The organism is Lactonifactor longoviformis DSM 17459, from assembly GCF_900129135.1.
Classification (GTDB): Bacteria; Bacillota; Clostridia; order Lachnospirales; family Lachnospiraceae; genus Lactonifactor; species Lactonifactor longoviformis.
The window spans coordinates 69,018-96,013 of the sequence record NZ_FQVI01000017.1 but is presented as its reverse complement, the minus strand read 5'-3'; the positions used below and the strand labels follow the sequence as shown (position 1 = coordinate 96,013).

General features: G+C 45.4%; 22 protein-coding genes, 1 other RNA gene and 1 pseudogene. 20 read left to right on the top strand and 4 right to left on the bottom strand.

The features are described from left to right. A pseudogene (locus tag BUA56_RS23430) lies at positions 1-217 on the bottom strand (IS1182 family transposase); the annotation flags it as partial. A gap of 91 nt (positions 218-308) precedes the next feature. Next, positions 309-1,229: a glycoside hydrolase family 43 protein gene (locus tag BUA56_RS14965; protein WP_072853164.1), complete on the bottom strand. Its 921-nt coding sequence runs from the start codon at positions 1,227-1,229 to the stop codon at positions 309-311. Between the two features lie 276 nt (positions 1,230-1,505). On the opposite strand from BUA56_RS14965, the gene BUA56_RS14960 reads away from it, so the two are divergent. From BUA56_RS14960 to ssrA, 5 genes are all read left to right on the top strand, one after another. Further along, on the top strand, positions 1,506-2,864 hold the full coding sequence (locus BUA56_RS14960; RefSeq protein WP_072853163.1) for a carbohydrate ABC transporter substrate-binding protein: 1,359 nt from the start codon (positions 1,506-1,508) through the stop codon (positions 2,862-2,864). Positions 2,865-2,936: 72 nt separating this feature from the next. Next, the gene (locus BUA56_RS14955) at positions 2,937-3,830 is read left to right on the top strand and encodes a carbohydrate ABC transporter permease (RefSeq protein WP_072853161.1); all 894 of its coding nucleotides are present in this window, start codon (positions 2,937-2,939) and stop codon (positions 3,828-3,830) included. A gap of 12 nt (positions 3,831-3,842) precedes the next feature. Beyond that, entirely contained in the window at positions 3,843-4,715 is an 873-nt protein-coding gene (locus BUA56_RS14950) for a carbohydrate ABC transporter permease (protein WP_072853159.1), read from the top strand. A 24-nt stretch (positions 4,716-4,739) separates the two neighbouring features. Further along, the gene (locus BUA56_RS23205) at positions 4,740-4,907 is read left to right on the top strand and encodes a DUF6903 family protein (RefSeq protein ID WP_167594279.1); all 168 of its coding nucleotides are present in this window, start codon (positions 4,740-4,742) and stop codon (positions 4,905-4,907) included. Between the two features lie 231 nt (positions 4,908-5,138). After that, positions 5,139-5,478: a transfer-messenger RNA gene (ssrA, locus tag BUA56_RS14945) on the top strand. A 327-nt stretch (positions 5,479-5,805) separates the two neighbouring features. Here the strand turns inward: ssrA and BUA56_RS14940 are convergent. Continuing rightward, the gene (locus BUA56_RS14940) at positions 5,806-6,684 is read right to left on the bottom strand and encodes a LysR family transcriptional regulator (RefSeq protein WP_072853157.1); all 879 of its coding nucleotides are present in this window, start codon (positions 6,682-6,684) and stop codon (positions 5,806-5,808) included. Positions 6,685-6,821: 137 nt separating this feature from the next. Here BUA56_RS14940 and BUA56_RS14935 point away from each other — a divergent pair, with 137 nt between their 5' ends. The 11 genes from BUA56_RS14935 to BUA56_RS14885 all read left to right on the top strand — a co-directional run bounded on the left by BUA56_RS14935 (position 6,822) and on the right by BUA56_RS14885 (position 18,540). After that, positions 6,822-8,768 (top strand): oxidoreductase, encoded by a 1,947-nt coding sequence (locus tag BUA56_RS14935; protein WP_072853156.1) that lies wholly within the window; start codon positions 6,822-6,824, stop codon positions 8,766-8,768. 245 nt (positions 8,769-9,013) lie between these two features. Beyond that, complete coding sequence (locus BUA56_RS14930; RefSeq protein WP_072853154.1) at positions 9,014-9,688, top strand: response regulator transcription factor; 675 nt, start codon at positions 9,014-9,016, stop codon at positions 9,686-9,688. Positions 9,689-9,690: 2 nt separating this feature from the next. After that, positions 9,691-11,154 carry a sensor histidine kinase gene (locus BUA56_RS14925; RefSeq protein WP_072853152.1) on the top strand — a complete coding sequence of 488 codons (1,464 nt, stop codon included), beginning with the start codon at positions 9,691-9,693 and terminating at the stop codon, positions 11,152-11,154. A 179-nt stretch (positions 11,155-11,333) separates the two neighbouring features. Next, positions 11,334-11,954 (top strand): imidazole glycerol phosphate synthase subunit HisH, encoded by a 621-nt coding sequence (gene hisH / locus BUA56_RS14920; protein WP_072853150.1) that lies wholly within the window; start codon positions 11,334-11,336, stop codon positions 11,952-11,954. 2 nt (positions 11,955-11,956) lie between these two features. Then, positions 11,957-12,718, top strand: coding sequence for an imidazole glycerol phosphate synthase subunit HisF (hisF, locus tag BUA56_RS14915; protein ID WP_072853147.1), 762 nt, complete (start codon positions 11,957-11,959; stop codon positions 12,716-12,718). Positions 12,719-12,736: 18 nt separating this feature from the next. Beyond that, positions 12,737-13,411 carry a uracil-DNA glycosylase gene (locus BUA56_RS14910; RefSeq protein ID WP_072853145.1) on the top strand — a complete coding sequence of 225 codons (675 nt, stop codon included), beginning with the start codon at positions 12,737-12,739 and terminating at the stop codon, positions 13,409-13,411. An 18-nt stretch (positions 13,412-13,429) separates the two neighbouring features. Then, on the top strand, positions 13,430-15,052 hold the full coding sequence (locus BUA56_RS14905; RefSeq protein WP_072853143.1) for a putative polysaccharide biosynthesis protein: 1,623 nt from the start codon (positions 13,430-13,432) through the stop codon (positions 15,050-15,052). A 156-nt stretch (positions 15,053-15,208) separates the two neighbouring features. Continuing rightward, on the top strand, positions 15,209-15,907 hold the full coding sequence (locus BUA56_RS14900; protein WP_072853141.1) for a response regulator transcription factor: 699 nt from the start codon (positions 15,209-15,211) through the stop codon (positions 15,905-15,907). Positions 15,908-15,909: 2 nt separating this feature from the next. Then, positions 15,910-16,815, top strand: coding sequence for a sensor histidine kinase (locus BUA56_RS14895; protein ID WP_072853140.1), 906 nt, complete (start codon positions 15,910-15,912; stop codon positions 16,813-16,815). 74 nt (positions 16,816-16,889) lie between these two features. Continuing rightward, entirely contained in the window at positions 16,890-17,816 is a 927-nt protein-coding gene (locus tag BUA56_RS14890; RefSeq protein WP_072853138.1) for an ABC transporter ATP-binding protein, read from the top strand. After that, entirely contained in the window at positions 17,809-18,540 is a 732-nt protein-coding gene (locus BUA56_RS14885; protein ID WP_072853136.1) for an ABC transporter permease, read from the top strand. Before BUA56_RS14890 ends, BUA56_RS14885 begins: the two co-directional genes overlap by 8 nt. A gap of 84 nt (positions 18,541-18,624) precedes the next feature. Here the strand turns inward: BUA56_RS14885 and BUA56_RS14880 are convergent, their stop codons facing one another. Then, on the bottom strand, positions 18,625-22,884 hold the full coding sequence (locus tag BUA56_RS14880) for a 2-hydroxyacyl-CoA dehydratase (protein ID WP_072853134.1): 4,260 nt from the start codon (positions 22,882-22,884) through the stop codon (positions 18,625-18,627). A gap of 229 nt (positions 22,885-23,113) precedes the next feature. On the opposite strand from BUA56_RS14880, the gene tgt reads away from it, so the two are divergent. The 4 genes from tgt to leuB all read left to right on the top strand — a co-directional run bounded on the left by tgt (position 23,114) and on the right by leuB (position 26,972). Beyond that, a complete protein-coding gene (gene tgt / locus BUA56_RS14875; protein ID WP_072853132.1) occupies positions 23,114-24,235 on the top strand; it encodes a tRNA guanosine(34) transglycosylase Tgt in 1,122 nt (373 codons plus the stop codon). A 130-nt stretch (positions 24,236-24,365) separates the two neighbouring features. Then, a complete protein-coding gene (locus BUA56_RS14870) occupies positions 24,366-25,232 on the top strand; it encodes a YitT family protein (protein ID WP_103710742.1) in 867 nt (288 codons plus the stop codon). Positions 25,233-25,360: 128 nt separating this feature from the next. After that, positions 25,361-25,672, top strand: coding sequence for a preprotein translocase subunit YajC (yajC, locus tag BUA56_RS14865; RefSeq protein ID WP_072853128.1), 312 nt, complete (start codon positions 25,361-25,363; stop codon positions 25,670-25,672). A gap of 214 nt (positions 25,673-25,886) precedes the next feature. Then, a complete protein-coding gene (gene leuB, locus BUA56_RS14860; RefSeq protein ID WP_072853126.1) occupies positions 25,887-26,972 on the top strand; it encodes a 3-isopropylmalate dehydrogenase in 1,086 nt (361 codons plus the stop codon). Positions 26,973-26,996: the final 24 nt, after the last annotated feature.

The window sequence follows — 26,996 nt, the reverse complement described above, 5'->3', positions numbered from 1 at the left end:
TAAAGCCGAACAGGACTGTCTTTAGCATGTTGACCCGATTATATCCGGGCCGGCCCAGTTTATGTGAGGGCTCTGGCCTAAGATATCTTTCTATTCCAATCTCCTCCATGATTCTGTCAAATGCTAATACTGGATCACAGAGATCCAGACAATCCGAAAAAAACAGTGGCAGCCTTCCCTGTTTTGCGGTATAATATTTCTCGGTATTATTGTTCATAGTAGATTAATTTTACCACAAAAAGAAGAACGCCTCCAGGTTTGTATACCTGAAAGCGTTCTTTTTTTACGGGACTTTTTTCACAGCCCCTTTATTTTGTCTGTTGGAACGGATATTCTGTAAATGGAATGCGCAGATCCATTCCGTCCGCAGTGACGGGCAGAATACTGTAGCCGGATGCCTTGAGGTTTTCGGGCTTCCAGTGGTCCAGCATCAAATAAAAGTGTCCGTCCTTTTCAAATACAAAGGTACTCTGTCCATAGAAGGTTTTGCGGTAATTCTTTCCCTCACAGGGATTGTCGATGAGTTTCCAGCCCGTTAAAAGATTTGAAGAAATGCCGTACAGGGCGCTGTTGGCGTCCCAGCCGGTACACCCTGAGGTGATCATATAATACAGACCCTGGTGATAGAAAACCGCAGGGGCTTCCCTCTCCTGTTCAGGGAATATCTTTGTGCAGACACCGGTAAAGTGAAGATAATCATCTGTCAGCTGGCTGATTCGGAGCGTTTTATTCCAGTCTGAGCTGTGGATCAGATATACACGCTGATCCAGATCCTGAAACAGAGTCATATCCCTGCAGTCCGAACGGTTGGGAATATCGCTGTACAAATAGGTGAAAGGGCCGGTGGGGGCGTCTGCTGTGGCTACGCCGGCTCTGGCGGATCGGTAGTCAGGGGTATCTATATGCATCCACATGACAAATTTTCCGGTTTTTTGATTGTATATTACCTTTGGACGCTCGCAGACCATATCACGGTACAGATCGCTGCCCGGTGCGGAAGAAGCAGGAAGCACAATCCCCTCATTTTTCCAGTCTATGCAGTTTTTTGACGAATAGCAGGAGATACCTATGAAATCTACCCGGATATCTCCGGAGGGGGCAAGGGAAGTCGGCCCGTTTTTGTTTTCTCCGTACCAATAATAAGTATCGCCGTGCGGAAGGATCATTCCACCGTGAGCCTGTATGGGATTTCCGTCGGTATCATACCAAAGAGTGCCATTTTTATTCATATTTGCTGTACATTCCTTTCTCTTTTGGAGTTGCCATAATTATAATGGCAGGATACTATTTTTTCAACCTGGAAATTTATTGGAAATGATAGCTGCCGTACCCTGCACAGCTCATGCTGTGGTTGAAATGCACTGATTATTTGAAATAAATAGTATTTCTTTTGTGTAAAAAGCAAAATATATAAAAGTAAAGACAAGATATTTATAGAATTAGAAGTAAAACTAGGCTATGATAAAAACATCTCAAGGAAATATTATTTATGGAGGGAAAAAGGTATGAAAAGGAAAGAAGTAACAAGATGGCTTGCTTTGGGACTTGCAGCAGTAATGTCAACCACCATTCTCGCAGGCTGTGGGAATACAGACGACAGTTCAAAGGGCGGTGATGACGCCAAAGGGGACGGCGGACAGGTGCTGAAAGTAGCTGCATTTGAAGGCGGATACGGCGCAGAACTCTGGAGTGAGGTTGCCAAAGCGTTTGAGGAAACCCATGAGGGTGTTACCGTTGAACTGCAGGTAGATAAAAAGATTGAAGATAAGATTACACCGGCCATGAAAAGCGGCGACTACCCGGACGTAATCCACTGTGCCACAGGACGTGACGCCGGTCTTACTGAGACAATTACAAAGGAAAAAGGGCTTACCTGTCTGGATGATGTGCTGGATATGACGGTTCCTGGAGAAGAGGTTACCGTAAGAGAAAAAATCCTTCCGGGATTTCTCGATACGCTGGGAACCATGCCTTATAATGACGGAAAAACATATTATGCGCCCATGTTCTACAGCCCCTGCGGACTTTTCTACAATGCAGGCCTGCTGAAGGAAAAGGGCTGGGAAGTTCCAAAGACATGGGATGAAATGTGGGAGCTTGGTGACAAAGCAAAAGCCGAGGGAATCTCCTTATTCACCTATCCTCATGCGGGGTACTTCGATGCATTTATCTACGCAACTTTGGAGTCTTCAGGCGGCGCGGAATTCTATAACGAATGCATGACATATAAAGACGGCATCTGGGAATCACCGGAGGCAACCGCAGTATTTGAGACAATAGGCAAACTGGCACAGTATGTAGAACCTACCACCCTGGGGAATGCCAATGAAGAAAGTTTTACAAAGAATCAGCAGCTAATCCTGGACAACAAAGCAATCTTCTGTCCAAACGGAACCTGGCTTCCGGGTGAAATGGCAGATGCACCGAGAGCAGAAGGATTTGAGTGGGGATTCACAGCAGTTCCTGCAGTATCAGATTCTCAGAAACCTTCTTCATTTACCTTCTTCGAGCAGATGTGGATTCCGGCAGAGGGAAAGAACCAGGATCTGGCAAAAGAGTGGATTGCATTTATGTACTCTGACAAAGCAGCTGACATCTTTGCGAAATCCAATGCGATTCAGCCAATCGTCGGGATTTCAGAAAAACTTACAGGCGACAATAAAATGTTCTACAGTGTATATGATAACGACGCAGCAGTTCCTGTAATGGGCGGATTCGCCTCTACCAATCCGGTGGAAGGTGTATCCATGAATGACACCCTGTTCAGGGCAGTGGATAGTATCGTAAGCGGAGATAAAACAGTTGCGGACTGGCAGAAGTCAGTAGAGGAAGCTAGCGATAAGTTAAGAGAGGCAATGGAGTAATCTATACAACAGGAAAAAGGGCATTCTATAATGTCCTTTTTTCTTCGCAAAAGGGAGAAAGGAGGAACGGGAATGAAACATAGAAAAGGCAGAAATGGTTTTATTGCAGTGTGTGTGCTGCCGGCAGTAATTCTTTTCATAATTTTCATGATAGTCCCAACAATAAATGTATTTAAAATGTCCTTGTATAAATGGGGCGGATTTTCCAATAATAAGACATTTGTGGGATTAAATAATTTTAAGATACTTTTTGAGGATCCAAAGTTCTATCGGTCCTTCCAGAACTCAGTGCTGCTGATTGTGATGGTCACTATTATTACAATGGTATTTTCCCTTGTCTTTGCAGCGATTCTGTCAAGAGAAAAGATCAAGGGCCAGAATTTTTTCAGAATTATTTTCTACATCCCAAATATCTTATCCGTTGTTGTTATATCAGCCATCTTTTCTGCGATTTATGACCCCAGTCAGGGCCTGCTGAACAGTATCCTGTCCATATTCAGAGGCGCTAAAGCGGATCCTATTCTATGGCTGGGAAACCAAAAGCTGGTTATCTACAGCCTTGTCATTGCTATGGTGTGGCAGGCAATCGGATATTATATGGTAATGTATATGGCGAGTATGTCCAGCGTGCCGGAGAGCTTATATGAATCAGCCAATCTGGAAGGTGCGGGAAGAATCCATCAATTTTTCAACATAACCCTGCCCCTTATCTGGACAAATATCAGAACAACACTTACCTTTTTTATCATCAGTACCATCAACCTGAGCTTCCTTTTTGTCAAGGCCATGACGGGAGGCAAGCCCGATGGAGCCAGTGAAGTATTCCTGAGCTATATGTACGGCCAGGCGTATACGAACTCTTCATACGGATATGGTATGGCCATAGGAGTGATTGTATTCTTGTTCTCATTTGGATTGGCCGGACTTGTAAACCTGGCCACAAAGCGAGAGCCGCTGGAATTTTAGGAGGGTGAGAATATGAAGAAAAATGGAAAAGACACGCTGTATAAGGTGTTTATATACATTGTACTGCTGCTTCTGGCAATTAGCATTGCAGTTCCTGTGGGCTGGGTATTTCTGGCTTCTGTCAAGGAAAATGCAGAATTCTACGGGAATCCGTGGACACTGCCGAAAGGAATTTATTTTCAGAACTTTATTGATGCATTTCAGGGCGCCAAAATGGGAGAGTATATGCTTAATTCCGTCATAGTTACGGTATTGGCGCTGCTGCTTCTCCTGGTGATTGCGCTTCCGGCAGCTTATGTTCTGGCAAGATACCGCTTCAAAGGCAGCAAACTGTGTAACATTATGTTTATGGGCGGGTTATTTATCAATGTAAACTACATTGTTGTACCTATATTCCTGATGTTTGTGGACGGAGACAAATTTCTGAACCGGGTATTCGGGAGCGGATTTCTGTTAAATAATCTTTTTGTGCTGGCGCTGGTATATGCATCCACCGCACTGCCATTTACCATCTACCTGCTGTCCGGATTTTTTGTATCTATTCCAAAAGACTACGAGGAGGCAGCTTTTGTAGACGGAGCCGGGTATTTCAAAACGATGTTTTCTATTATGATGCCCATGGCAAGGCCAAGTATTATAACGGTAATTCTCTTTAACTTCCTTTCCTTCTGGAATGAATATATCATCGCAATGACTATGCTTACGGGGGAATCCAAGACACTTCCCGTAGGACTGATGCAGCTGATGCAGGCACAGCAGGCAGCCGCAAACTATGGCCGTCTCTATGCCGGTCTGGTTATTGTAATGCTGCCCACTTTGATTCTGTATATCTGTGTGCAGAAGAAACTGACAGAAGGTATGAGCCTTGGAGGACTGAAGGGCTAAAAGAGAACACAGGAGGTGTGTGTTATGAAGAAATGGATAGTGAGAATCATCGGCCTGGTGCTTTTTATCGTATGTCTCGCACTGGTAATTCACGGCCAGAGAACCGTAGGGGCAGGATATCTTCTGGAGATGCTTGCCGGTCTGGTAGGAATCCTAATCATGCTGGGGATCTATAACAAACAGCACCAATAGGTCTGAGGGGATGTGTCTGCTTGTGGCACATCCCCTCAGGTTTTGCCTGATTCCGCCGATTATTCCGAGAGTCTGACCGGTTTCATAAAAAGTTTATTTTCCCGGCCTTGACAGTACTCACGTGAGTATCATATAATAAGTTAGCGATTCGTTTGTATCAGTTGATACGGCTAAGGCTGTATGAACGCCCCGGGGCATGCACTGCAGCGTTTGGGGTACACTTTACTACAGGGGGTAGTAAAGGTTTCGACAGGGGTTTCGAAGATGGTGAAGCTATCCGCAGGTGATGCGTTAAATCACAACCTTAAATTAAACGCAGACGAAAATTTAGCGTTAGCTGCCTAATTGCAGCTTGTCAGCCTTAGAGCACTCACACTTTAAGAATCTGGCATCGACTTTGTGAGAAACTTTATCGGCAAAGCTTTGAGCCGGTAGATGTATTATGAAGCTACTGAACCCACCAGGGTGTTAGTTCCCGGGCGGCAGAGGGAATGTTAAAGAACTGACTATGATAGTAGAAGAACATGGGAGAGGCTTTTGGACACGGGTTCGATTCCCGTCTACTCCATAAGAAAGTACTGTATTTACAGTGCTTTTTTTATTACCCAGGAAACTTTGTTCCCTGGGTAATAAAAAAACTCCGGGGGCTCACACTGCGGCGGAAAGCTTCTGTGGAGTGAAAAGTTCCTGGTCGGGATGCGCACTATGCCCTGAAAATGAAGGAGAGCCAGCACCCATTCGGATGCTGGCTTGAAAAAGAAAAAGTTTTGCGTTAGGTTGTTGGCCTCTTAACAATTATTATATTACAGGATGATTGTGACGAATCTGTGATGAGAATCTAAAGTAACAGGAAAGACTTTCTAAAGAATTTTTAAAAGGCAGCTCTCGTTCTTTTTCCTTAGCCGACAGTTTCTTTTAAACTCTGATAAAAGGCCATCATACCTTCCGTCATCAGCTTATTTTTGCGTGTGGCATAGGTGATTTCCCAAGTAAAATAGGGATCCGGAAAGGGATAATACCTGAATTGTGAATCCTTTTTGGGAATGGTATGCTCCGGCACTACAAACAGGTTCCCTGTGTCAAAGGCAAGCTCTTTCAGGGAATTAAAATCGTTTGATGACAGAAATACCCGGGGGGAAAAGCCTGCGTGTCTGCAGGACTCCCAAAAGTGGTGCTGGATATAAAACTGGTTGCTGAACATCACAAAGGTATGGGCAGCTAAACTCTGGAGTGTAATTTCCTGTGCCTCATACAGGGGATGTCCGAAAGGAATGCACAAATATACCTTTTCGGTCTTTATAACCTCCATTTGCAGATCCTCACAATTCACTGGCCCGGCGATGAGTGCCAGATCGCATTCTCCTTTTACTAACCTGTTTACAAGAGTGATATCTGTATAATCGCTGTAATTCAGCTCTATATAAGGATGTTGGGTTATGAAATCGGATAAAAAGCTGTGGGGCAGAGCGGAGAGAACGCCAAAGGACATACCTACCAGAAGAGGCTCCCTGGCTGTGGATTTCATCTGGAGGACATAGGAGGATATGTACTCTTTTTTTCTCAGGATAATTTCAAATTCCTGCAGCACGTAGGTCCCGTAGTTTGTTAAAGTCACCCCGCTGCTGGTTCTTTTCAGCAATTGACAGCCCAATTCTGCCTCCAGGTCAAGCAGCGCTTTTGATATCCCCTGCTGGGATATGCGCAGCAGGGCGGAGGCTTTGCTGATACTTTTACACTTGCATACAGTGGTAAAAAATTCTATTTGTCTAAATGTCATAGGCTCCCTCCCGGCACAGAGATACAATATTTTTCTTGTAGGGTCACAACGAAAAGGATTCTTCTAAGAAAAGAATCGATATGTTATATTTATAACATATTAAAACAGGATGTACAAGCAAACGAGGAGGTATATCTATGAACAATAAGTATTATCCAAATCTGGCAAGCCCTATAACCATCAATGGAGTCACCTTTAAGAATCGAATTTTCGGTGCTCCCATGTCGAATCCGGAGTTGGATCCGGACTGTCATATGAGAAAAGAGGATATGGCATTTCACGAAAACCGGGCACGGGGCGGGCTTGCAAGCGTAGCTATAGGGCTGGGTATTGTGGACGCTGTGGGGAGGACCCATACCAAAGAGGTTACCCTTTACGATGTTATGTCCCTGCCATCTCTGAAGGAGATGGCCAAGGCTATGCACCGTCACAACTGCAATGCTGTTATGGAACTTGCCCACGGGGGAAAATATGCCAACGCCAGAAGCCATGACGGTTCTGCCGGACAGAGTGCAATCGGTCCCAACGATGAGATTAACCCGGATGGCCTTACCGTGCGCAGCATGACTGAGGAGGATATCTACAGGGTTGCAGACTGCTTTGCCAGTGCTGCAAAATTGGTAAAAGAGGCAGGGTTTGATATGGTATTGATCCATGGAGGGCATGGGTGGCTCCTGGGACAGTTTATGTCGCCTTCTATGAATAAGAGAACGGACAGGTGGGGCGGCAGTTTAGAAAACCGCATGCGGTTCCCCCTTCTTGTAATCGAAAAGATTCGGGAAGCTGTGGGATGCAGATTTCCCATTGAATACCGTATGAGCGGGGCTGAATTCACACCCGGCGGGTATACCATTGAAGAAGGGGTAGAGATGGCCAAGGTGCTCGACGGAAAAGTTGATATTATTCATGTCTCTGCTGGTGTCCATGAGGATCCGGAAGTATTTGTAATTACGCATCCATCTATGTTTATCGAGCACGGATGTAATGTATTCCTGGCAGCAGAGGTGAAAAAGCATGTAAAAACACCGGTTGCCACCTTAGGAGGACTGAACGATCCGGATATGATGGAAGAAATTATTGCATCCGGCAAGGCGGATATTATAGAGATTGCACGGCAGTCTATCTGCGATCCGTATTTCCCGGAAAAAGCTTTTTCCGGAAAGAAAGACGATATTACCCGCTGCTGCCGGTGCTTTACCTGTTTTTACAATTATCTGACGAACAGAACCTATTCCTGTGCTTTTAATCCTGTGGTTGGAAATGAGCTGGAAAATAAATTTGGATTTCCCGCGACTTCTCCCAAAAAGGTAGTAGTAGTCGGCGGAGGTCCCGGGGGAATGGAGGCGGCCATCACAGCAGCCAACCGCGGACACGCCGTCACACTCTATGAGAAGAACAGCCGTCTGGGGGGACAGCTCTTATCCGAGGAACACATTCCCTTTAAGGCAGATATGTTCCGGTTTGTCAAAGTACTGGAAAAGAGATTGGAGAAGGCCGGGGTTACGGTGAAGTTAAATACAGAGCTTACAGCAGAGCAAGCGGCTGAGCTGGGAGCTGATGTCATCATGACAGCAGTTGGGGCAAAGCCAATTGTACCTCCGATTCCTGGTATAGATAACCATAAAGTCGTTACACTGGAAGCCCTCCATCAGACGCCCCCTGCAATTGGACAGAAAGTTGTTATTCTTGGAGGCGGACTTGTGGGAAGTGAATGCGCCATCTATCTTGACGGCCTTGGGAAAGAGGTTACCATTGTTGAAATGAAGGATGACTGGGCAGCGGATTCCTACTTCATGCACAAAAATGCCATGAAGGTTTATATGAAGGACAGTACTATTAAAATACAGGTCAATACCACTGCCAAAGCCGTTACTGAGGAAGGACTCCTGTGTACTGCTCCTGAGGGTGAGATCCTTTTTGAAGCTGACACCATTCTTCTGGCGGCAGGCATGAAAGCAGACCGTAAGACTGCAGAAAGCTTTTATAATGCTGCGCCCAGGGTATTTGAGATTGGGGACTGCATCAGGGCGGGACGTGTTGCAGATGCCGTTTCTAACGGGTATTACCGGGCGATTGACATTTAAACAAATACATACAAGTTAAGCTGCGGCAGGTAACGTATCGTTGCCTGCCGCAGCTTTTTGAATGGACAGCCGGCTGGCCGGTTTGGTTGCAAAGTGCCGGCACAGAGGGTATAATAGGGAAAAGCTTTTTTAGACGGACAGTGATTATTTTTGGGGGGAATAGTAAATAAATCCGGAAATTTCACAGTTCTAACATATTTGATTGATATAGTTAAGAAAGATAGATCATGTTGGAGGAAGACCAGATGGAAAAATGTAAGATATTAGTTGTGGACGATGAGAGCAGGATGAGAAAATTGGTCCGGGACTTTCTGGTAAAACAGAATTTTGACGTGCTGGAAGCCGGAGATGGTGAAGAGGCTCTGGATATTTTTTATGAGACAAAGGATATAGCTCTTATTATATTAGATGTTATGATGCCGAAGATGGACGGCTGGGAGGTGTGCAGGGAGATTCGCAAAGAATCCAAGGTCCCTATCATTATGCTGACTGCCAGGGGGGATGAGAGGGACGAGCTTTTGGGATTCGAGCTGGGAGTGGATGAATATATTTCTAAACCCTTTAGCCCCAAGATTCTGGTGGCAAGGGCAGAAGCCATCCTGCGCCGGACAAATCAGATAGCATCCGACGATATCCTGTCCGCAGGAGGGATTGAGCTGAATAAAGCCGCGCATATGGTGTCCATTGACGGGGAAAATATTGAACTCAGCTATAAGGAATTTGAGCTTCTGGCATATTTTATGGAGAATCAGGGCATAGCTCTGTCCAGGGAAAAGATTTTGAATTCAGTATGGAACTACGACTACTTTGGGGATGCCCGTACCATTGATACCCATGTAAAAAAACTGAGAAGCAAGATGGGAGACAGAGGGGAATATATCAAAACTATCTGGGGTATGGGGTACAAGTTTGAGGTATAAACATGAAACGATCATTGAATAAAAAACTGGCATTTACCTTTACGGGGCTTATGCTGGTAATGCTTCTGGCCATCGGACTGATCAACACCTTTTTTCTGGAATCCTACTATACGTCAAAAAAGGAAGATATGCTGAGGACAGTTTACAGTAAAATCAACGATTTGGTAGTGACATCCAATGTGAGAGATTCCGATGTAACCTCAGATTTCAGAAGATACTGCTCAGAAAAGAACATCTCCTGGGTGGCCAGCGATTACCAGTCCTACCGTATCGTAGAGGGCAGAGAGAGTGATGTGTTATATCCCACGCTCTTTGGGTATATCAACGGTCTGCGCAATGCCAACGGCAAGGCAGTAAAGCAGACCGATGATTACATTATTCAGAAGATTCAGGATACCAACCTGCAGACCGATTATCTGGAGATGTGGGGAAAGCTGGAAAACAGCGGGTATTTTCTGATTCGGACCCCTGTGGGAAGTATTCGGGACAGCGTGCAGATTTCCAATATGTTCTATATTTATATTGGACTGGTGATGATTCTAATCAGTATAGTAATCATCCTGTTTTTCAGCAGAAGAATCACAAAGCCGATCACAGAGCTCACGGATATTTCCAGGAAAATGGCGGATTTGGATTTTAATGCCAGATACACCAGCGGAGGGCAGGACGAGATAGGCATTCTGGGAGATAACTTTAACCGGATGTCCAGGGAGCTGGAGACAGCAATCTCAGGCCTGAAATCTGCCAATAACGAACTGCAGAAGGATATAGAAAAAAAGATACAGGTGGATGAGATGAGAAAGGAATTTCTTTCCAATGTGTCTCATGAGCTAAAGACTCCCATTGCCCTGATTCAGGGATATGCAGAAGGGCTGAAGGAGTGTATCAATGAGGACGATGAGAGCCGCGACTTCTACTGTGATGTCATTATCGACGAATCGGCCAAGATGAATGAGATGGTGAAGAAGCTTCTTACTCTGAATCAGCTGGAATTCGGCAAGGATCAGGTGACTATGGAGCGGTTTGAACTGACAGAATTAATCCGGGGTGTGGTGCAGTCTACCAGGATTCTGGCAGAACAGAAAGAAGTTAGGGTAATCTTTCAGGAGGAGGATCCCGTCTATGTATGGGGGGATGAATTCAAGATAGAAGAAGTAGTTACAAATTATGTATCCAATGCTCTGAACCATGTCAAATACAGCAATACCATAGAGATCCGGATCCTTCAGGAAGACAAAAAGGTGAGGGTGACCGTGTTTAATACAGGAGATCCCATTCCGGAAGAGGACCTGGATAAAATCTGGATTAAGTTTTATAAAGTAGACAAAGCAAGAACCAGAGAATACGGGGGAAGCGGCATTGGACTTTCTATAGTAAAAGCTATTATGGAGTCCATGAATCAAAAGTGCGGAGTACAGAATTATGACAATGGAGTAGAATTCTGGTTTGAGTTGGAAAAACAGTGAAAAAGATCGAAAGAGGGCATGTCAGATGTCCTCTTTTCGTGTTTTCATCCGTTGTATATTTTTTTTAGCTGTGTTAAACTATCCATGTATGCTTATGCCATGCCTGGCATGGCGTGTGCTCCGCAGCAGGAATACAGGGGCGATTTTGAATATATAAGGAACGAACGGGGAAGATACATATGATTGCAATCATTGATTATGACGCAGGAAATATAAAAAGTGTAGAAAAAGCATTCGACCTCCTGGGGGAGGAAGTAGTGCTGTCCAGGGACAGGGAGGAGATACTGTCTGCAGACCGGGTAGTCCTTCCCGGGGTGGGTTCTTTCGGCGATGCCATGGAGAATCTGAACAGATATGGTCTGGTACCGGTTATACAAGAAGCTGCAGAGAAACAGATTCCTTTTTTGGGCATCTGCCTGGGGCTTCAGCTTATGTTTGAGGAGAGTGAGGAGAGTCCGGGAGTGAAAGGACTGGGTCTGTTAAAAGGCAAAATCCTTCACATCCCAAAACAGGAGGGACTGAAGATCCCCCATATGGGATGGAATTCTCTCCATCTGCAAAACCAGGGCAGGTTATTTGACGGGATACCGGAAGAAACGTATGTCTATTTTGTGCATTCCTATTATCTGAAAGCGGATGAACCATCTGTTGTCAAAGCAACCACTGAGTACAGCACGCAGATCCATGCATCTGTAGAGAAGGGAAATCTCTTTGGCTGTCAGTTCCATCCGGAGAAGAGCAGCACGATGGGGCTTAAGATGCTGGAAAACTTTACAAATATGAACAGGGAGGGACGCTGATTATGTTTACCAAGAGAATTATCCCCTGCCTGGATGTGAACCGCGGCAGAGTAGTAAAAGGCGTTAATTTTGTTAACCTCCAGGACGCCGGCGACCCGGTGGAGATCGCAAGGGCATACGACAAGGCAGGCGCGGATGAGGTTGTTTTTCTGGACATTACGGCCTCATCAGATCAGAGGGATACAGTAGTAGATATGGTCCGCAAGGTAGCAGCCAATGTGTTCATCCCCTTTACTGTGGGGGGAGGGATCCGAACTGTGGATGATTTTAAAATGCTCCTGAGGGAGGGAGCAGATAAAATATCGATCAATTCATCAGCCATCAATACGCCGGATTTAATCAATTCTGCCGCAGACAAGTTCGGCAGCCAGTGTGTGGTTGTGGCAATAGATGCCAAAAAGCGGCCGGACGGAAGCGGCTGGAATATTTATAAGAACGGCGGACGGATTGATATGGGAATTGATGCGGTGGCATGGGCCAGAGAGGCGGCAAAACGGGGAGCCGGGGAGATCCTTCTCACCAGTATGGATTGTGACGGGACAAAAGCCGGATATGATATTGAGCTGACCCGGCAGATTGCCCAGGCAGTTGACATCCCTGTGATTGCATCCGGGGGTGCCGGAACGATGGAGCATTTTTATGAGGCACTGTCGTCAGGTATGGCAGACGCGGCTCTGGCAGCCTCTCTTTTTCATTATAAGGAACTGGAAATCAAAGAAGTTAAGAGATACTTACATAATAAGGGTGTTTCTGTCAGATTATAAGAACAGGAGGAAGTGCATATGCCCCCTTTACAGGGAGAATGGCTGGAGGCCTTAAAACCGGAATTCAGCAAACCATACTACAAACCGCTTTTTGAGAAAATAAACCAGGAATACCAGACAAAACGGGTGTTTCCCCCGGCCGACGATATCTTTAATGCCTTTCATTTTACTCCACTGGAAGAGGTGAAGGCAGTGATTCTGGGACAGGATCCTTATCACAATTACGGACAGGCTCACGGACTGTGTTTTTCTGTAAAGCCAGAGGTGGATATTCCGCCCTCTCTGATTAACATATATCAGGAACTGCACGATGACTTGGGCTGTTACATTCCAAACCATGGATATTTGGAAAAATGGGCCCGTCAGGGTGTACTGATGCTGAATACAGTGTTAACGGTGAGAGCCCACCAGGCTAATTCCCACCAGGGATTAGGATGGGAGCAGTTTACAGATGCAGCCATCCGTATCTTGGATGAAATTGAACGCCCTATGGTATTTATCCTGTGGGGCAGGCCGGCACAGATGAAAAAGAGCATGCTTCACAACCCAAACCATCTTATTCTGGAAGCTCCCCATCCCAGTCCCCTGTCTGCGGGCAGAGGATTCTTCGGAAGCAGGCCTTTCAGCCAGACGAATAATTTTCTGCAAAGCCATGGAATTGCACCGATTGACTGGCAGATAGAAAATGTATAAAACGAAGGATGAATAATTATGAAACAAAAGAATACTTTTTTGAAGAATGCCTCATTTCTTATGATTGCGGCTCTGGTCTCCAGGGTCATCGGGCTTGTATACCGAATTCCCCTCAATGCTATTGTAGGCAGAACAGGGATGGGGTATTACAGCTTTGCTTTTTCGGTATACTCTATACTGCTTTTAATTTCTTCGTATAGTATTCCCATGGCTGTTTCTAAAGTAGTATCAGAACGTCTGGCTCTGGGCCAGTACAGAAGCGCCCATAAAGTTTTTAAGGGCGCTATGATCTATGCCTGTATTGTTGGAGGGATTGCAGCTTTGGTAGCTCTGTTCGGGGCTCCATATCTGATCCCTCAGAATCAGCCAAATGCCATTCCGGCGCTGCAGGTATTAACTCCCACGATTTTTTTATCTGCCATCCTCGGAGTTCTGAGGGGGTATTTTCAGGCGCACAATACGATGATTCCCACATCTGCCTCTCAGATTATTGAACAGATTCTGAATGCCATTGTGAGTGTTTTGGCGGCGTGGCTGCTGATCAAGTACCTGGCGGCAGACGCCATAGAGGAAGCTACCTGGGGGGCTGCCGGAGGAACCGTGGGTACGGGAGCCGGGGTGCTGGCAGGTCTGCTTTTTATGACTTTTGTATATTATATTAACCGGGGTACGCTGAGGCGTCAGGTGAAACGGGATCATACAGGGGTAGATATCAGCTACCGTGAAGTATTCCGGATTATTCTGCTGATGGTGACGCCGGTTATTTTCAGTACCTTTATCTATAATGTCAGCAGCTATATTGACGGTTACATGTTTTCCTCAATTATGGGAAGACACAGGATCGACGACGAGCTGATCAGCGCAACCTATGCAGAATTCAGCAGCTACTATATGACGCTGATCAATATACCCCTCAGTCTCTCCAGTGCATCCTCCACGGCGGTAGTGCCGAATATATCGGGGCATTATGCCCGTGGGGAGATCTCAAAAGCCAATCAGAAGATAGATGAGGCTGTACAGCTGACCATGTTTATCTCTGTTCCGGCTGCTGTGGGGCTGGCAGTGTTAGGCCATCCTATTATCCGGCTCTTTTTCCCCACCACCACAGGAATTGCAGGGAACCTTCTTATGATTGGGGCGGTATCCATCGTTTTTTCCTCGCTGTCTACCATAACCAACGGGGTTCTTCAGGGGATAGGAAAACCTCAGATTCCGGTTCGCAATGCGGCCATTGCCCTTGTGATCAATGTGGCATTTCTGTTCTGCGGTCTTTGGTTTACAGACAAGCTTGGGATCATAGCAGTGCTGCTGGCAACCATTCTGTATTCTGTCAGTATGTGTATCCTGAATGGGATTTATCTGAAAAAGTATCTGGGATATAAGAATGAATTCAGAGACTCTTACGGAAAGCCTTTTCTGGCCTCCGCGGGAATGGGACTTGTGGCCTGGGGGAGTTATTATGGATTGTATCATTTACTTCCCCATAATATTGTATGTCTGGCTGTGGCAGTCCCTCTGGCGGTATTCACATATATTATTCTGTTTGTAGCTATTGTGAAAGTGCCCGGGGAACAGCTGAGAAGATTTCCAGCCGGAACTATAATCTATAAACTGGCGAAAAAGCTGCGCTTATATAAGTGATTTTTAATGTCGCTCTTTTTATCCATAGAGTAGTCCGCAAAGCCTTTCACAGGCTTTACGGACTCTTTCTTTTTCCGGGAACTGTTAGGAAGTCCCATTGCTATTGCACGAGTAACCGTATATAATGTGGGGGAACTTATTTCCCAGGAGGTATGTATGAAGCAGAGCAAGGTATTGTTAATAGATGATGATAAAGACTTATGTATGCTGATAGAACGAGAGCTGCTGCAAGAAAATTATGAAGTAACGGTAAGACACGACGGTAAAACAGGGTTTGAGGCATTTAAAAATGATAAATACCAGCTTGTTGTGCTGGATATTATGCTTCCATTCCTCAATGGGCTTGAACTATTAGAGAAAATACGGATTAAGGATCCTGTGCCTGTGTTAATGCTTACGGCAAAGGACTCTGAGGCCGATAAAGTAACAGGGCTGAGGCTGGGGGCGGATGATTATTTGACAAAGCCGTTTTTAATGAGTGAGTTTGCGGCTAGGGTTCATTCCCTGATCAGAAGATATACGGTCTTTAACGGCCAAGCCGCAGATAATTCAACGCTGCATTTTACAGGCTTAGAAATTAATTACTCATTAAGAAGTGTCTATGTAAATACGGCAGAGGTCCGGCTAACCGCGAAAGAATTTGATCTTCTCTATTTTTTGGCTTCTAACCAGGGCAGAGTATTCACAAAAGAACAAATTTATAACCATGTGTGGAAGGATGAGTATGCTTATGACGATAGAAATATCATGTCTTTTATCAGCAAATTGCGTAAAAAAATAAGAAATGAGCAGATGCATATAGATTATATTCAAACCATTCACAGCATCGGATATCGTTTCCGTAAAGAGGTGTAAGTATGATATGGATAAGTATCGCTGGATTAGGGGTTATTATTCTCTATCAATTTATTTATATCCGCAATACGAAAAGGCAGATGAAAGAAATTTCCTATATTCTGGACGATATCTGCAGCGGCAATTTGGACAGAAGATTACTGGCAGATGAAAATAGCATAGTTCGTGAACTTGTTTACAAAATCAATGAGATTGTGATCCGCGATAAAGAAAAATTTTTGGAAAAAGAAAAGTCGGAAAGGGCATATAAAAAATTAGTTACCAGTTTGTCGCATGATATCCGCACCCCATTAGCTTCGCTTATTGGATATTTGGAAGTATTGGAAAAGAATGGTGTTACTGGAGGGGAGCGTGATGAATTTCTGAAAATCGCCAAAAGAAAGGCTGTTAATCTGGGGGATTATATACAGGAATTATTTGAATTCTTAAAAATAGAGTCTGGTGAATGGGTTTATGACTTAAAAAAGCAGAATATATGTGAGGTAACCCGCCTGATACTTGCTGATTGGATTATAAAATTAGAAGAAAACAAGATAGAGTATAAGTTTGAGATACCGGAGGAAGCTGTATATGTGGTTCTTGACAAGAGTGCGTATACCAGAATCCTTACTAATCTGATAGCGAATATGATAAGACATAGCCATGCCACACAACTGACCGTTCGCATAAGCTATTCTCTGAATAAGATCAGTCTATCAATTACTGATAATGGGATTGGAATAGATGAAAAAGATTTACCATTTGTTTTTGACCGCTTATATAAGTGTGACACATCACGAGGGGATAACAGCAATGGTCTGGGCTTGTCCATAGCCAAAGAACTGACTGCTTCTTTACATGGAGAGATTCATGCGGAAAGCTACTGCGGCAGAGGTACGACGTTTCGGCTGACTTTTCCCAAAGCATGAATAAAGCATAGCTGCGGCAAGGTTTCGGCAAGGTTTTTATGCTTTACTTGTAAGAAGGAAGAGGAGGACGGTATATGGAAAACCAGATAATTCTGCGCACGAAGGGGCTGACGAAAAAGTATGGGAATATTACAGCTGTGGAAAAAATTAATATAAACGTCAAAAGAGGCCGCATATACGGTTTGTTAGGGAGAAATGGGGCTGGTAAGACTACAATTATGAAAATGATACTGGGTCTTATCGCTGTTTCCTCCGGGGATGTGGAAGTTTTTGGAGAAAAACTGCCGGGAAACGAAAACCAAATCTATAAACGTATAGGTTCTATTATTGAAACGCCTAGTTTCTACTCTTATCTGACGGGAACGGAGAACTTGGAGATATTTGCCCGGCTGCGGGGAACAATCAAAAAAGATGCTGTTAAAAGCGCACTGGAAGTTACAGGGCTTCCCTATAAAGATAAAAAGCCATTCTCATCATATTCGTTAGGCATGAAACAACGATTAGGAATTGCCAACGCCATACTGAATGACCCCGGACTCCTGATATTGGATGAGCCGACCAATGGACTTGACCCTGTTGGCATTGTTGAGATCAGAAAGTTTTTACAAAATCTGTGCCGCGAGCAGGGGAAGACCATTATTATTTCAAGTCATATTTTATCTGAAATTGCCTTGCTTGCCGACGATATCGGGATAATACACGGGGGACATTTAGTAAAGGAAATTTCAATGAGAGAATTAGAAGAAAAGAATAAGAAGTATATTGAAATTAAAGTAGACTCTGTTCCAAAGGCAGCGCAGCTGTTGGAAAACCTGTTGAACTGTAAAAATTATGCAGTCACGGATAAAAACTGTGTTGAGATCTATGAGGATACCTTAGATCCGGTATCAGTAGCAAACTGCCTTGTTACGCACGGGGTAGGCTTATCATCCCTGCATTTTAAACACGAAACATTAGAAGATTATTTTACCGCATTGACTGGAGGTGCCAGATTTGAATAATGCATTTCAGACAGAATTATTAAAGCTGAGGAAAAACAAGATGGCCCTGATTGGTTTTGCGTCAACGGTTTCTGTTCCTATTCTTTTGGTTCTGAAATCCGTTCTGATTGATAAATCTAAGATTGATTATCAAGAGTGGCTGCAGACAGTTTCTATGCTGGTAAATATCATTCTGCCAATTATGAGCGGCTTCTTTATTACACAATCCATGCAGAAAGAATATGGAGAAAAGACAATCATAAATATAATAACTGCTCCTGTAAATAGAAAAAACTTTGTCTTGAGTAAAATTGCTGTATGGCTTTGCTGGTATCTGGCAGTTATGATCCTTACAGAAGGCATTACTATAGTAGGTTCCTTGTACTTATTCCGTTCACAGGTTACCATTACTTCGGTTTACTTTACTGTACGGCTGCTGACGCAGATCGGTATTTTAAGCTTTATTGCATTTTTGCCTGTTATCTGGCTTGCCGTCAGACAGCGTACCTTGTTTTATCCGACGATGTTATGTACGCTGCTATTTGTTCTGCTGCAGTCCGTTGGCTCTCAGGTATCCGAGGAATTGCTTCCCGCGGCTAGTTTTGTACCGTGGCTGGCGATACAGATATCTGCTATGCTGCCGTCTGACAGTCAATATCTATATATCTGCATTACATCAATCCTTTGCTCTGGTCTGCTTGGCAGTGTATTAGCTGTCCGGGAATTTAAAAGGCAGGACTTATAACGCAGTGATATGTGGAGAGTATTAAAAGGAACTGTAAAAGGGATGCTGTCGTTATGTGACAGCATCCCTTTTACAGTTCAGATGTTACCGGAGCTCAGTTTTGCCGGAACCATTCTTCTTTAAGTTCTTCTGCGCAGTGGAGAGCATCAGCTTAATCCGATTAAGCTGATTTACCTCGCTGGCGCCGGGGTCGTAATCAATGGCTACGATGTTTGCCTGTGGGTATTCCTTCCGCACTGCTTTGATGACTCCTTTTCCCACAATGTGATTGGGCAGACAGCCAAAGGGCTGGGTGCAGACCACATTTGGTGTGCCGTTATGTATCAGTTCCAGGATCTCTCCGGTTAGGAACCAGCCTTCGCCCGTCTGATTTCCTACGGATACAATGGAAGAAGCCATCTTTGCCAGCTGGGTAATATCTGCGGAGGGAGTAAAGTGTACACTCCGGGCAAATTCTTCATTGGCAGCTTTCCGAATCCAGTTAATAGCCTTGATTCCCAGGTTGCCCAGGGCGGCTGAGGATTTCTTAAAGCCCAGGTATCTGGACTTGAAATTCAGATTGTAGAAGCAGTAGCACATAAAATCAATTAAGTCTGGGCAGACCGCTTCGGCGCCTTCCCGCTCCAGAAGCTCAGCCAGGTGGTTGTTGGCCGCAGGAAGGAATTTTACCAGGATTTCGCCTACAATACCTACCCTTGGTTTTACTTCATCGGTAATCGGAAGACTGTCAAATTCACGAATCATCTTCCGGCAGAGCTTTTTAAAGCCCCCGATAGTAGCATGCTTTTGACCTACAAAGGCAATGCACTCCTTTTCCAGCTTCCGGTGCAGTTCGTTGGCAGAGCCGGGAATCTTTTCATAAGGCCTCATCCGGTAAAGGCATTTCATTAGAATATCACCGAAGACAGCCGCGAAGGCAAGGCGGCTTGCCAGCCTGGCTGTGATTTTAAAGCCGGGATTGCTTTCCAGTCCGCTTAGATTAATGGATATGACCGGAATATAGGAAAGCCCGGCCTTTTCCAGTGCCCTTCGGATAAATCCGATATAATTAGAGGCCCTGCAGCCGCCTCCGGTCTGGGACATAATGATAGCAATCCTGTGAGTGTCGTATTTGCCTGACAGCAGCGCCTGCATAATCTGTCCCACTACCATTAAGGAAGGGTAGCAGGCATCGTTATTCACGTATTTCAGACCTACATCCACAGCCTCTTTATTGTCATTGGGCAATACCTCCAGATGGTACCCGCTGGCGTTAAAAGCCGCCTCCAGGATGGAAAAATGGATGGGTGACATCTGAGGGCAGAGTATGGTGTAGTTCTGCCGCATCTCCTGTGTAAATGGTATCTTTTCAATGGAAGAGGGCACAATGGTCCTTGACATTTTCTGTTCTTCTCTTACCCGGATTGCTGCGATCAGTGAGCGGATACGAATTCTGGCGGCTCCCAGATTGTTGACTTCATCGATCTTAAGGCAGGTATATATCTTGCCGCTGTGCGCCAGAATCTCATATACCTCATCTGTGGTAACCGCGTCCAGACCGCATCCGAAGGAATTCAGCTGAATGAGATCCAGATTCTCTGTAGTCTTCACATAATTGGCAGCAGCATACAGCCGGGTGTGGTACATCCATTGATCGTTTACCCGCAGGGGACGTTCTATGGGAGCCAGATGGGAGATAGAATCCTCTGTCAGCACTGCAATTCCATAGGAGTTAATCAGATCCGGAATCCCGTGATGAATCTCCGGATCAATGTGGTAAGGCCGTCCGGCCAGCACAATCCCCCTTCGGCCGGTTTCCTTTAAGTACTCCAGCGTTTCTTCTCCCTTCCGCTTAATATCCTCCCTGCTGTCAGCCATCTCCTTCCACCCTTTGGCTGCGGCAGCTCTAACCTCGCTTTCCGGGATGTCAGGGAATTCTTCTATCAGCCGTTTGGTCAGAACCTCCTCGCTGGTGAAGGCCATAAACGGATTGCGAAATACAATAGTGTCATCCTGAAGCTCGTCGATATTATTTTTAATATTCTCCGCATAAGAGGTTACTATGGGGCAGTTATAGTGGTTGACGGAGTCCTGGAATTCTTTTCTCTCATATGGAATGCAGGGATAGAAGATAAACTTAACGCCCTGCTTAATCAGCCAGGTTACATGCCCATGGGCCAATTTGGCCGGATAACACTCCGATTCGCTGGGGATTGATTCAATTCCCAGCTCATAAATCTTTCTGGTAGAGGTGGGAGAGAGCACAACCTGGTATTTCAGCTCTGTGAAAAAGGTATGCCAGAAAGGATAGTTTTCAAACATATTTAAAACTCTGGGAATCCCCACCTGTCCCCGCACAGCTTTATCTAATGTGAGAGACTCATATGAAAAAAGCTTCTTGTATTTGTATTCAAAGAGATTGGGAATGTGATCTTTGTTCTTTTCCTTGCCTATGCCCCGTTCGCAGCGGTTGCCGGTAACAAACTGACGCCCTCCGGAGAATTTGTTAATGGTGAGGCGGCAGTGATTGGTGCAGCCTTTGCAGTTGGCCATAGAGGTGGAGAACTGCAGCGTATTTATCTTTTCAATGGGCAGCATAGTAGTCTCTTTTGAGACATCGTACCGTTCCCGGGCAATCAGGGCAGCACCGAAGGCTCCCATGATTCCTGCAATATCCGGGCGAATGGCTTCACAGTCGGCAATTTTTTCGAAACTGCGCAGTACAGCATCGTTGTAGAAGGTTCCTCCCTGGACAACAATATGGTTTCCCAGCTCTTTCGCATCAGACACCTTTATCACTTTATAGAGAGCGTTTTTAATGACAGAATAGGCCAGACCGGCAGAGATATCTGATACCTCCGCTCCTTCCTTTTGTGCCTGCTTAACCTTTGAATTCATGAAAACAGTACACCGCGTACCCAGGTCAATGGGATTTTTGGCGAATAGTGCGGCTTTGGCAAAATCCTGTACACTGTAGTTCAGGGAATTGGCAAAGGTCTCAATAAAAGAACCGCAGCCGGAAGAGCAGGCCTCATTAAGCTGTACGCTGTCAACGGTATTGTTTTTGATTTTGATACATTTCATATCCTGGCCGCCGATGTCCAGAATACAGTCTACCTCAGGGTCAAAGAAGGCGGCGGCATAATAATGGGATACCGTTTCCACTTCCCCCTCATCCAGCATCAGCGCTGCCTTGATGAGGGCCTCCCCGTATCCGGTGGAACAGGAGTACGCAATGGTGGCGCTGGAGGGGAGCTGGGTATAGATTTCTTTAATTGCTTTTATGGTAGTGGCCAGAGGGCTTCCGTTGTTGTTGCTGTAAAAGGAATAGAGCAGGGAACCATCCTCCCCTACCAGGGCGGCTTTGGTGGTTGTTGAACCGGCGTCGATTCCCAGGTAGCAGTTTCCCTCATAGGAAGCGAGATCCGCAGTAGCCACATTATATGCACTCTGACGCTCATTAAAGAGGTCGTATTCTTCCTGGGTGGCAAAAAGAGGCTCCATCCGGTCAACCTCGAATTCCATTTTAATAGAAGAAGCCAGGCGGTCTCTCATAGCATGGAGAGAAACCGTATCCGCATCTTCTTTCGCGTTCAGGGCAGAACCAATGGCGGCAAAAAGATGAGAGTTTGCCGGGATAATGGTATGCTCGCCGTCCAGCTTCAGAGTACGGATAAATGCCTCCCGAAGCTCAGACAGGAAATGCAGCGGTCCCCCCAGGAAGGCTACATGCCCCCGAATGGGCTTTCCGCAGGCCAGTCCGCTGATGGTCTGGTTCACCACTGCCTGGAAAATAGAGGCGGACAGATCCTCCTTGGTGGCCCCTTCGTTGATGAGAGGCTGAATATCTGTCTTGGCGAAAACTCCGCAGCGGGCGGCGATGGAGTACAGGGCCTTGTAATCTCTGGCGTACTCATTCAGACCGACGGCGTCTGTCTGAAGCAGGGAGGCCATCTGGTCAATAAAAGAGCCTGTCCCGCCTGCACAGATTCCGTTCATACGCTGCTCAATGTTACCCTTTTCAAAATATATAATCTTAGCGTCTTCGCCTCCCAGCTCGATGGCAACATCGGTCTGGGGTGCCAGAGCCTGGAGGGAAGATGAGACCGCTATGACTTCCTGGACAAAAGGAACCCCAAGATGTTTTGCCAGGGTAAGTCCGCCGGAACCTGTGATCACAGGTGCAAGCTGAAGTTCCCCCAGTTTTTCATAGGCATGGCCCAGAAGGTGGGCCAGGGTCTCCTGAATGTTAGCATAATGGCGCTCATACTCAGAAAAAACGATCTCCTGCTCCTCATTTAAAATTGCTATTTTTACGGTAGTAGAGCCAATGTCTATACCTAATGTATATGTAATTTGTTTCATAACCTTGTTCACAGGTCGCCCTGTGACCTCCTCACTGTGAAATTAAATAACCATTTCTTTCCTATTATATGCAGTTTTATGGGTTAACAAAACTACATAACATTATACGACAATAAAGGTTAAATTACAAATAAAAATGTTGTGAAGAAGTTGTGAAGATAAATTCTCTTGAAATTCCTAAGCCTTTTGGATATACTTAGACTACATGCTGATAAAAAGGAAGAGTACAATGTATAAGATATTAAAAAAAGACGGAAAAGCGAAAAGAGCTGAATTTACTACTGTTCACGGCACCATTCAGACTCCGGTTTTTATGAATGTGGGAACAGCAGCTGCCATAAAAGGTGCGGTAGCCACCACAGATTTAAGAGAGATTGGAACCCAGGTAGAACTTTCCAATACGTACCACCTTCACGTGAGACCGGGAGATGAGGTGGTGAAAAAGATGGGCGGGCTCCATAAGTTTATGAACTGGGACAGGCCAATTCTCACAGATTCGGGAGGGTTTCAGGTGTTTTCCCTGGCAGGTCTTAGAAAGATCAAAGAAGAGGGAGTGTATTTCCAATCGCACATAGATGGAAGAAAGATTTTTATGGGACCTGAGGAGAGTATGCAGATTCAATCCAATCTGGCGTCCACCATTGCCATGGCTTTTGATGAGTGCCCATCCAGTGTGGCTTCCAGAGAATATGTACAGGCATCCGTGGACAGGACTACCCGCTGGCTTCGGAGATGCAGGACAGAGATGGATCGTCTGAATCAAAAAGAAGATACTATAAACAGGCACCAGCTTTTATTCGGGATCAATCAGGGGGCTGTCTACGAAGATATCCGGATCGCTCATGCAAGGGAGATTGCGGACATGGATTTGGATGGTTATGCGGTAGGCGGTCTGGCGGTAGGGGAATCTCATGAGGAAATGTACCGCATTCTGGACGCCGTAGTACCTTGTCTTCCGGAGGAGAAACCTACCTATCTCATGGGGGTGGGAACGCCGGCAAACATTTTGGAGGCAGTGGACCGGGGCGTGGATTTTTTTGACTGCGTCTATCCCTCCAGAAACGGCCGCCACGGACATGTATACACAAATCAGGGTAAACTGAATTTATTTAATGCAAAATTTGAGTTGGATTCCAGACCCATTGAGGAGGGATGCCAGTGTCCGGCCTGCCGTAATTACAGCAGGGCTTATATCCGGCATCTGCTGAAGGCAAAAGAGATGCTGGGAATGCGTCTCTGTGTGCTCCATAACCTCTACTTTTACAATAAAATGATGGAAGAGATCAGAGAGGCGATAGAACAGGGAACTTATCAGGATTATAAGAAACAAAAGCTGGAAGGATTTCTCTGACAGCGGGGGTTGCAAACGCAGCAGAGATACGGTATAATAGCAGTTGCAAAAGAGCTTATGCGGATCATATATTTATGTGGCCGTACAGCTCTTTTTTGGTCGCAGTATTATAGTGAAGGAGGACAACATGATGAACAGAGCGAAAAGAATTATGAAAGAAATAGGAATGGAACTCATCGGCAGCGCGCTGATTGCAGTGGGACTCTATAATTTTGCGGTCACATCAGAATTTCCTATGACAGGCTTCTCCGGTATTTCTCTGATACTCAACCGGCTGTTTCACCTGCCCATCGGCCTAACAATCATCGTTTTAAATATTCCCGTGGCCCTGCTTTGCTACAGGCTTCTGGGAAGGGGATTTTTTCTGCGGTCTCTCCGCTGCATTGTGATATCCTCTGTCATGATCGACTACGTGGCGCCATTGCTTCCGGTATATACGGGGAGCCGGATGCTCTCAGCAATCTGTACCGGAGTACTGGGAGGGCTGGGGTATGCCCTGATCTATATGCAGAATTCGTCCACCGGGGGAACCGATTTTGTAATCATGGCAGTAAAGGCAGTAAAACCTTATCTTTCACTGGGCAAGATTGCCTTTTTGTCGGATATTGGAATTATTCTTCTTGGAGGACTTATTTTCAGAGATATTGACGGAATTATCTATGGAATGATCATCAACTTTTTGTTTGCCGTGGCGGTCGACAAGGTGGTCTATGGGGTAAATGCCGGAAAGATGGCGCTGATAGTCACAGATTACGGAAAAAAAGTGACAGATGCCATCGACGAGTGCTGCGGCAGGGGAAGCACCATTCTGCCGGCCTCGGGAGGCTACAAACAAGGAAAAAAACAGGTGGTGATGTGTGCCTGCAATAATAAACAGATGTATTTTGTTCAGCAAAAGGTAAAGGAAGTGGATGAAAATGCGTTTACCATTATACTGGAATCCAATGAAGTCCACGGGGAGGGATTCCGGATGTTTAACATCGGGGAACAGGGATAATGCCGGATATGGCTCATTTTCCCATTAAAATTACATTAAATTGTCAAAAAGCCTTGAAGAAATACTGTTTTTTGTGTATTATTGTACTAATGTCTGAAATGCAATAAACAAAACAGGAGGAATGGATTATGTTATTAACAGCCAGTGCATCAGCAGGCGGTTCATGGCTTACCATGTTATTGCCATTGGTGCTTTTCTTTGCTCTTATGTATTTTATGATCATGAGACCGCAGAAGAAGGAACAGCAGAGAGTGAAAGCGATGTTATCATCTATGGAGGTAGGCGATAGTGTAGTTACTACCAGCGGATTCTATGGAGTCATCATTGATATTACAGATGAGGATGTTATACTTGAGTTCGGTAACAACAAAAATTGTCGTATTCCTATGAGAAAAGCTGCGATTGCAGAAGTTGAAAAGGCAGAGGTAGCTGAAAATTAAGAGAGAAAGATGTTGTCCGGGGACAGCATCTTTTTATTTTATTACATACTTTACGCCCGGTGCTGTACTTTATTCTTGAAAAGTGGCGAAAAATGAATTAATATATATAGTATTATAGGCTATCCCCAAAGGGCATCCCTTAACTTATGCTCCGGGGCATACGGCGCATGCCGTGTGATAGCGTATTCAGGCTGATGACAGAAAGGGAGAGATTATGAATTATAAGATTGCATTGATCCGGGGAGACGGTATCGGACCGGAGATTGTACGGGAAGCAAAAAAAGTATTGGACAAAGTATGTGATATCTATGGACATACCTTTTCATATGAAGAAGTCCTGTTAGGCGGGGCTTCTATTGACGTTCACGGGGTGCCGCTGACAGAGGAAGCAGTGGAGACTGCCAGAAGCTGTGATGCAGTCCTTATGGGATCCATCGGAGGGGACGCCAGGACTTCCCCCTGGTATCAGTTAGAACCATCCAAAAGACCGGAAGCAGGGCTCCTTGCCATTAGAAAGCAGCTGAATCTGTTTGCTAATCTGCGGCCGGCGTATTTGTATGAGGAATTAAAGGATGCCTGCCCTCTGAAGGAAGAGATTATCGGCGAAGGCTTTGACATGATGATTATGAGGGAGCTGACCGGCGGTCTGTATTTCGGAGAGAGAAGGACCACAGTGGAAGACGGCGTGGAAACTGCTGTTGATACCCTTACATATAACGAAAAAGAGATTCGGCGCATTGCCGTACGGGCGTTTGATATTGCCATGAAACGAAGGAAAAAGGTTACCAGTGTGGATAAGGCCAATGTACTGGATTCCTCCAGGCTTTGGAGAAAGGTAGTGGAGGATGTGGCAAAGGATTATCCGGAAGTTGCCCTGGACCATATGCTGGTAGATAACTGTGCTATGCAGCTGGTACATAATCCGGGACAATTCGATGTGATTCTCACAGAGAATATGTTTGGAGATATTCTGTCTGATGAAGCCAGTATGGTAACCGGGTCCATCGGCATGCTGTCTTCTGCAAGTCTCAATGAGACAAAGTTCGGACTCTATGAGCCAAGTCACGGATCTGCCCCGGATATTGCGGGAAAGGATTTGGCCAACCCCATTGCGACTATACTCTCAGCGGCAATGCTGCTGCGCTATTCCCTTGATCTGGATAAGGAAGCAGATGCTGTGGAAGCGGCAGTACAGAAAGTGCTGAAGGGCGGATACCGTACAGGTGATATCATGGCAGATGGTATGGAGCAGGTAGGCACAAAACGGATGGGAGATCTGATTGCGGCAGAGATCCGGTAAGAGATAAGAATCAGAAAGGAAAAA

What these genes read in the sequence shown, in the direction of transcription:
- BUA56_RS14965 (WP_072853164.1), bottom strand. Translation starts at nt 1,229, where the DNA reads ATGAATAAAAATGGCACTCTTTGGTATGATACCGACGGAAATCCCATA.
- BUA56_RS14960 (WP_072853163.1), top strand. Translation starts at nt 1,506, where the DNA reads ATGAAAAGGAAAGAAGTAACAAGATGGCTTGCTTTGGGACTTGCAGCA.
- BUA56_RS14955 (WP_072853161.1), top strand. Translation starts at nt 2,937, where the DNA reads ATGAAACATAGAAAAGGCAGAAATGGTTTTATTGCAGTGTGTGTGCTG.
- BUA56_RS14950 (WP_072853159.1), top strand. Translation starts at nt 3,843, where the DNA reads ATGAAGAAAAATGGAAAAGACACGCTGTATAAGGTGTTTATATACATT.
- BUA56_RS23205 (WP_167594279.1), top strand. Translation starts at nt 4,740, where the DNA reads ATGAAGAAATGGATAGTGAGAATCATCGGCCTGGTGCTTTTTATCGTA.
- BUA56_RS14940 (WP_072853157.1), bottom strand. Translation starts at nt 6,684, where the DNA reads ATGACATTTAGACAAATAGAATTTTTTACCACTGTATGCAAGTGTAAA.
- BUA56_RS14935 (WP_072853156.1), top strand. Translation starts at nt 6,822, where the DNA reads ATGAACAATAAGTATTATCCAAATCTGGCAAGCCCTATAACCATCAAT.
- BUA56_RS14930 (WP_072853154.1), top strand. Translation starts at nt 9,014, where the DNA reads ATGGAAAAATGTAAGATATTAGTTGTGGACGATGAGAGCAGGATGAGA.
- BUA56_RS14925 (WP_072853152.1), top strand. Translation starts at nt 9,691, where the DNA reads ATGAAACGATCATTGAATAAAAAACTGGCATTTACCTTTACGGGGCTT.
- hisH (WP_072853150.1), top strand. Translation starts at nt 11,334, where the DNA reads ATGATTGCAATCATTGATTATGACGCAGGAAATATAAAAAGTGTAGAA.
- hisF (WP_072853147.1), top strand. Translation starts at nt 11,957, where the DNA reads ATGTTTACCAAGAGAATTATCCCCTGCCTGGATGTGAACCGCGGCAGA.
- BUA56_RS14910 (WP_072853145.1), top strand. Translation starts at nt 12,737, where the DNA reads ATGCCCCCTTTACAGGGAGAATGGCTGGAGGCCTTAAAACCGGAATTC.
- BUA56_RS14905 (WP_072853143.1), top strand. Translation starts at nt 13,430, where the DNA reads ATGAAACAAAAGAATACTTTTTTGAAGAATGCCTCATTTCTTATGATT.
- BUA56_RS14900 (WP_072853141.1), top strand. Translation starts at nt 15,209, where the DNA reads ATGAAGCAGAGCAAGGTATTGTTAATAGATGATGATAAAGACTTATGT.
- BUA56_RS14895 (WP_072853140.1), top strand. Translation starts at nt 15,910, where the DNA reads ATGATATGGATAAGTATCGCTGGATTAGGGGTTATTATTCTCTATCAA.
- BUA56_RS14890 (WP_072853138.1), top strand. Translation starts at nt 16,890, where the DNA reads ATGGAAAACCAGATAATTCTGCGCACGAAGGGGCTGACGAAAAAGTAT.
- BUA56_RS14880 (WP_072853134.1), bottom strand. Translation starts at nt 22,884, where the DNA reads ATGAAACAAATTACATATACATTAGGTATAGACATTGGCTCTACTACC.
- tgt (WP_072853132.1), top strand. Translation starts at nt 23,114, where the DNA reads ATGTATAAGATATTAAAAAAAGACGGAAAAGCGAAAAGAGCTGAATTT.
- BUA56_RS14870 (WP_103710742.1), top strand. Translation starts at nt 24,366, where the DNA reads ATGAACAGAGCGAAAAGAATTATGAAAGAAATAGGAATGGAACTCATC.
- yajC (WP_072853128.1), top strand. Translation starts at nt 25,361, where the DNA reads ATGTTATTAACAGCCAGTGCATCAGCAGGCGGTTCATGGCTTACCATG.
- leuB (WP_072853126.1), top strand. Translation starts at nt 25,887, where the DNA reads ATGAATTATAAGATTGCATTGATCCGGGGAGACGGTATCGGACCGGAG.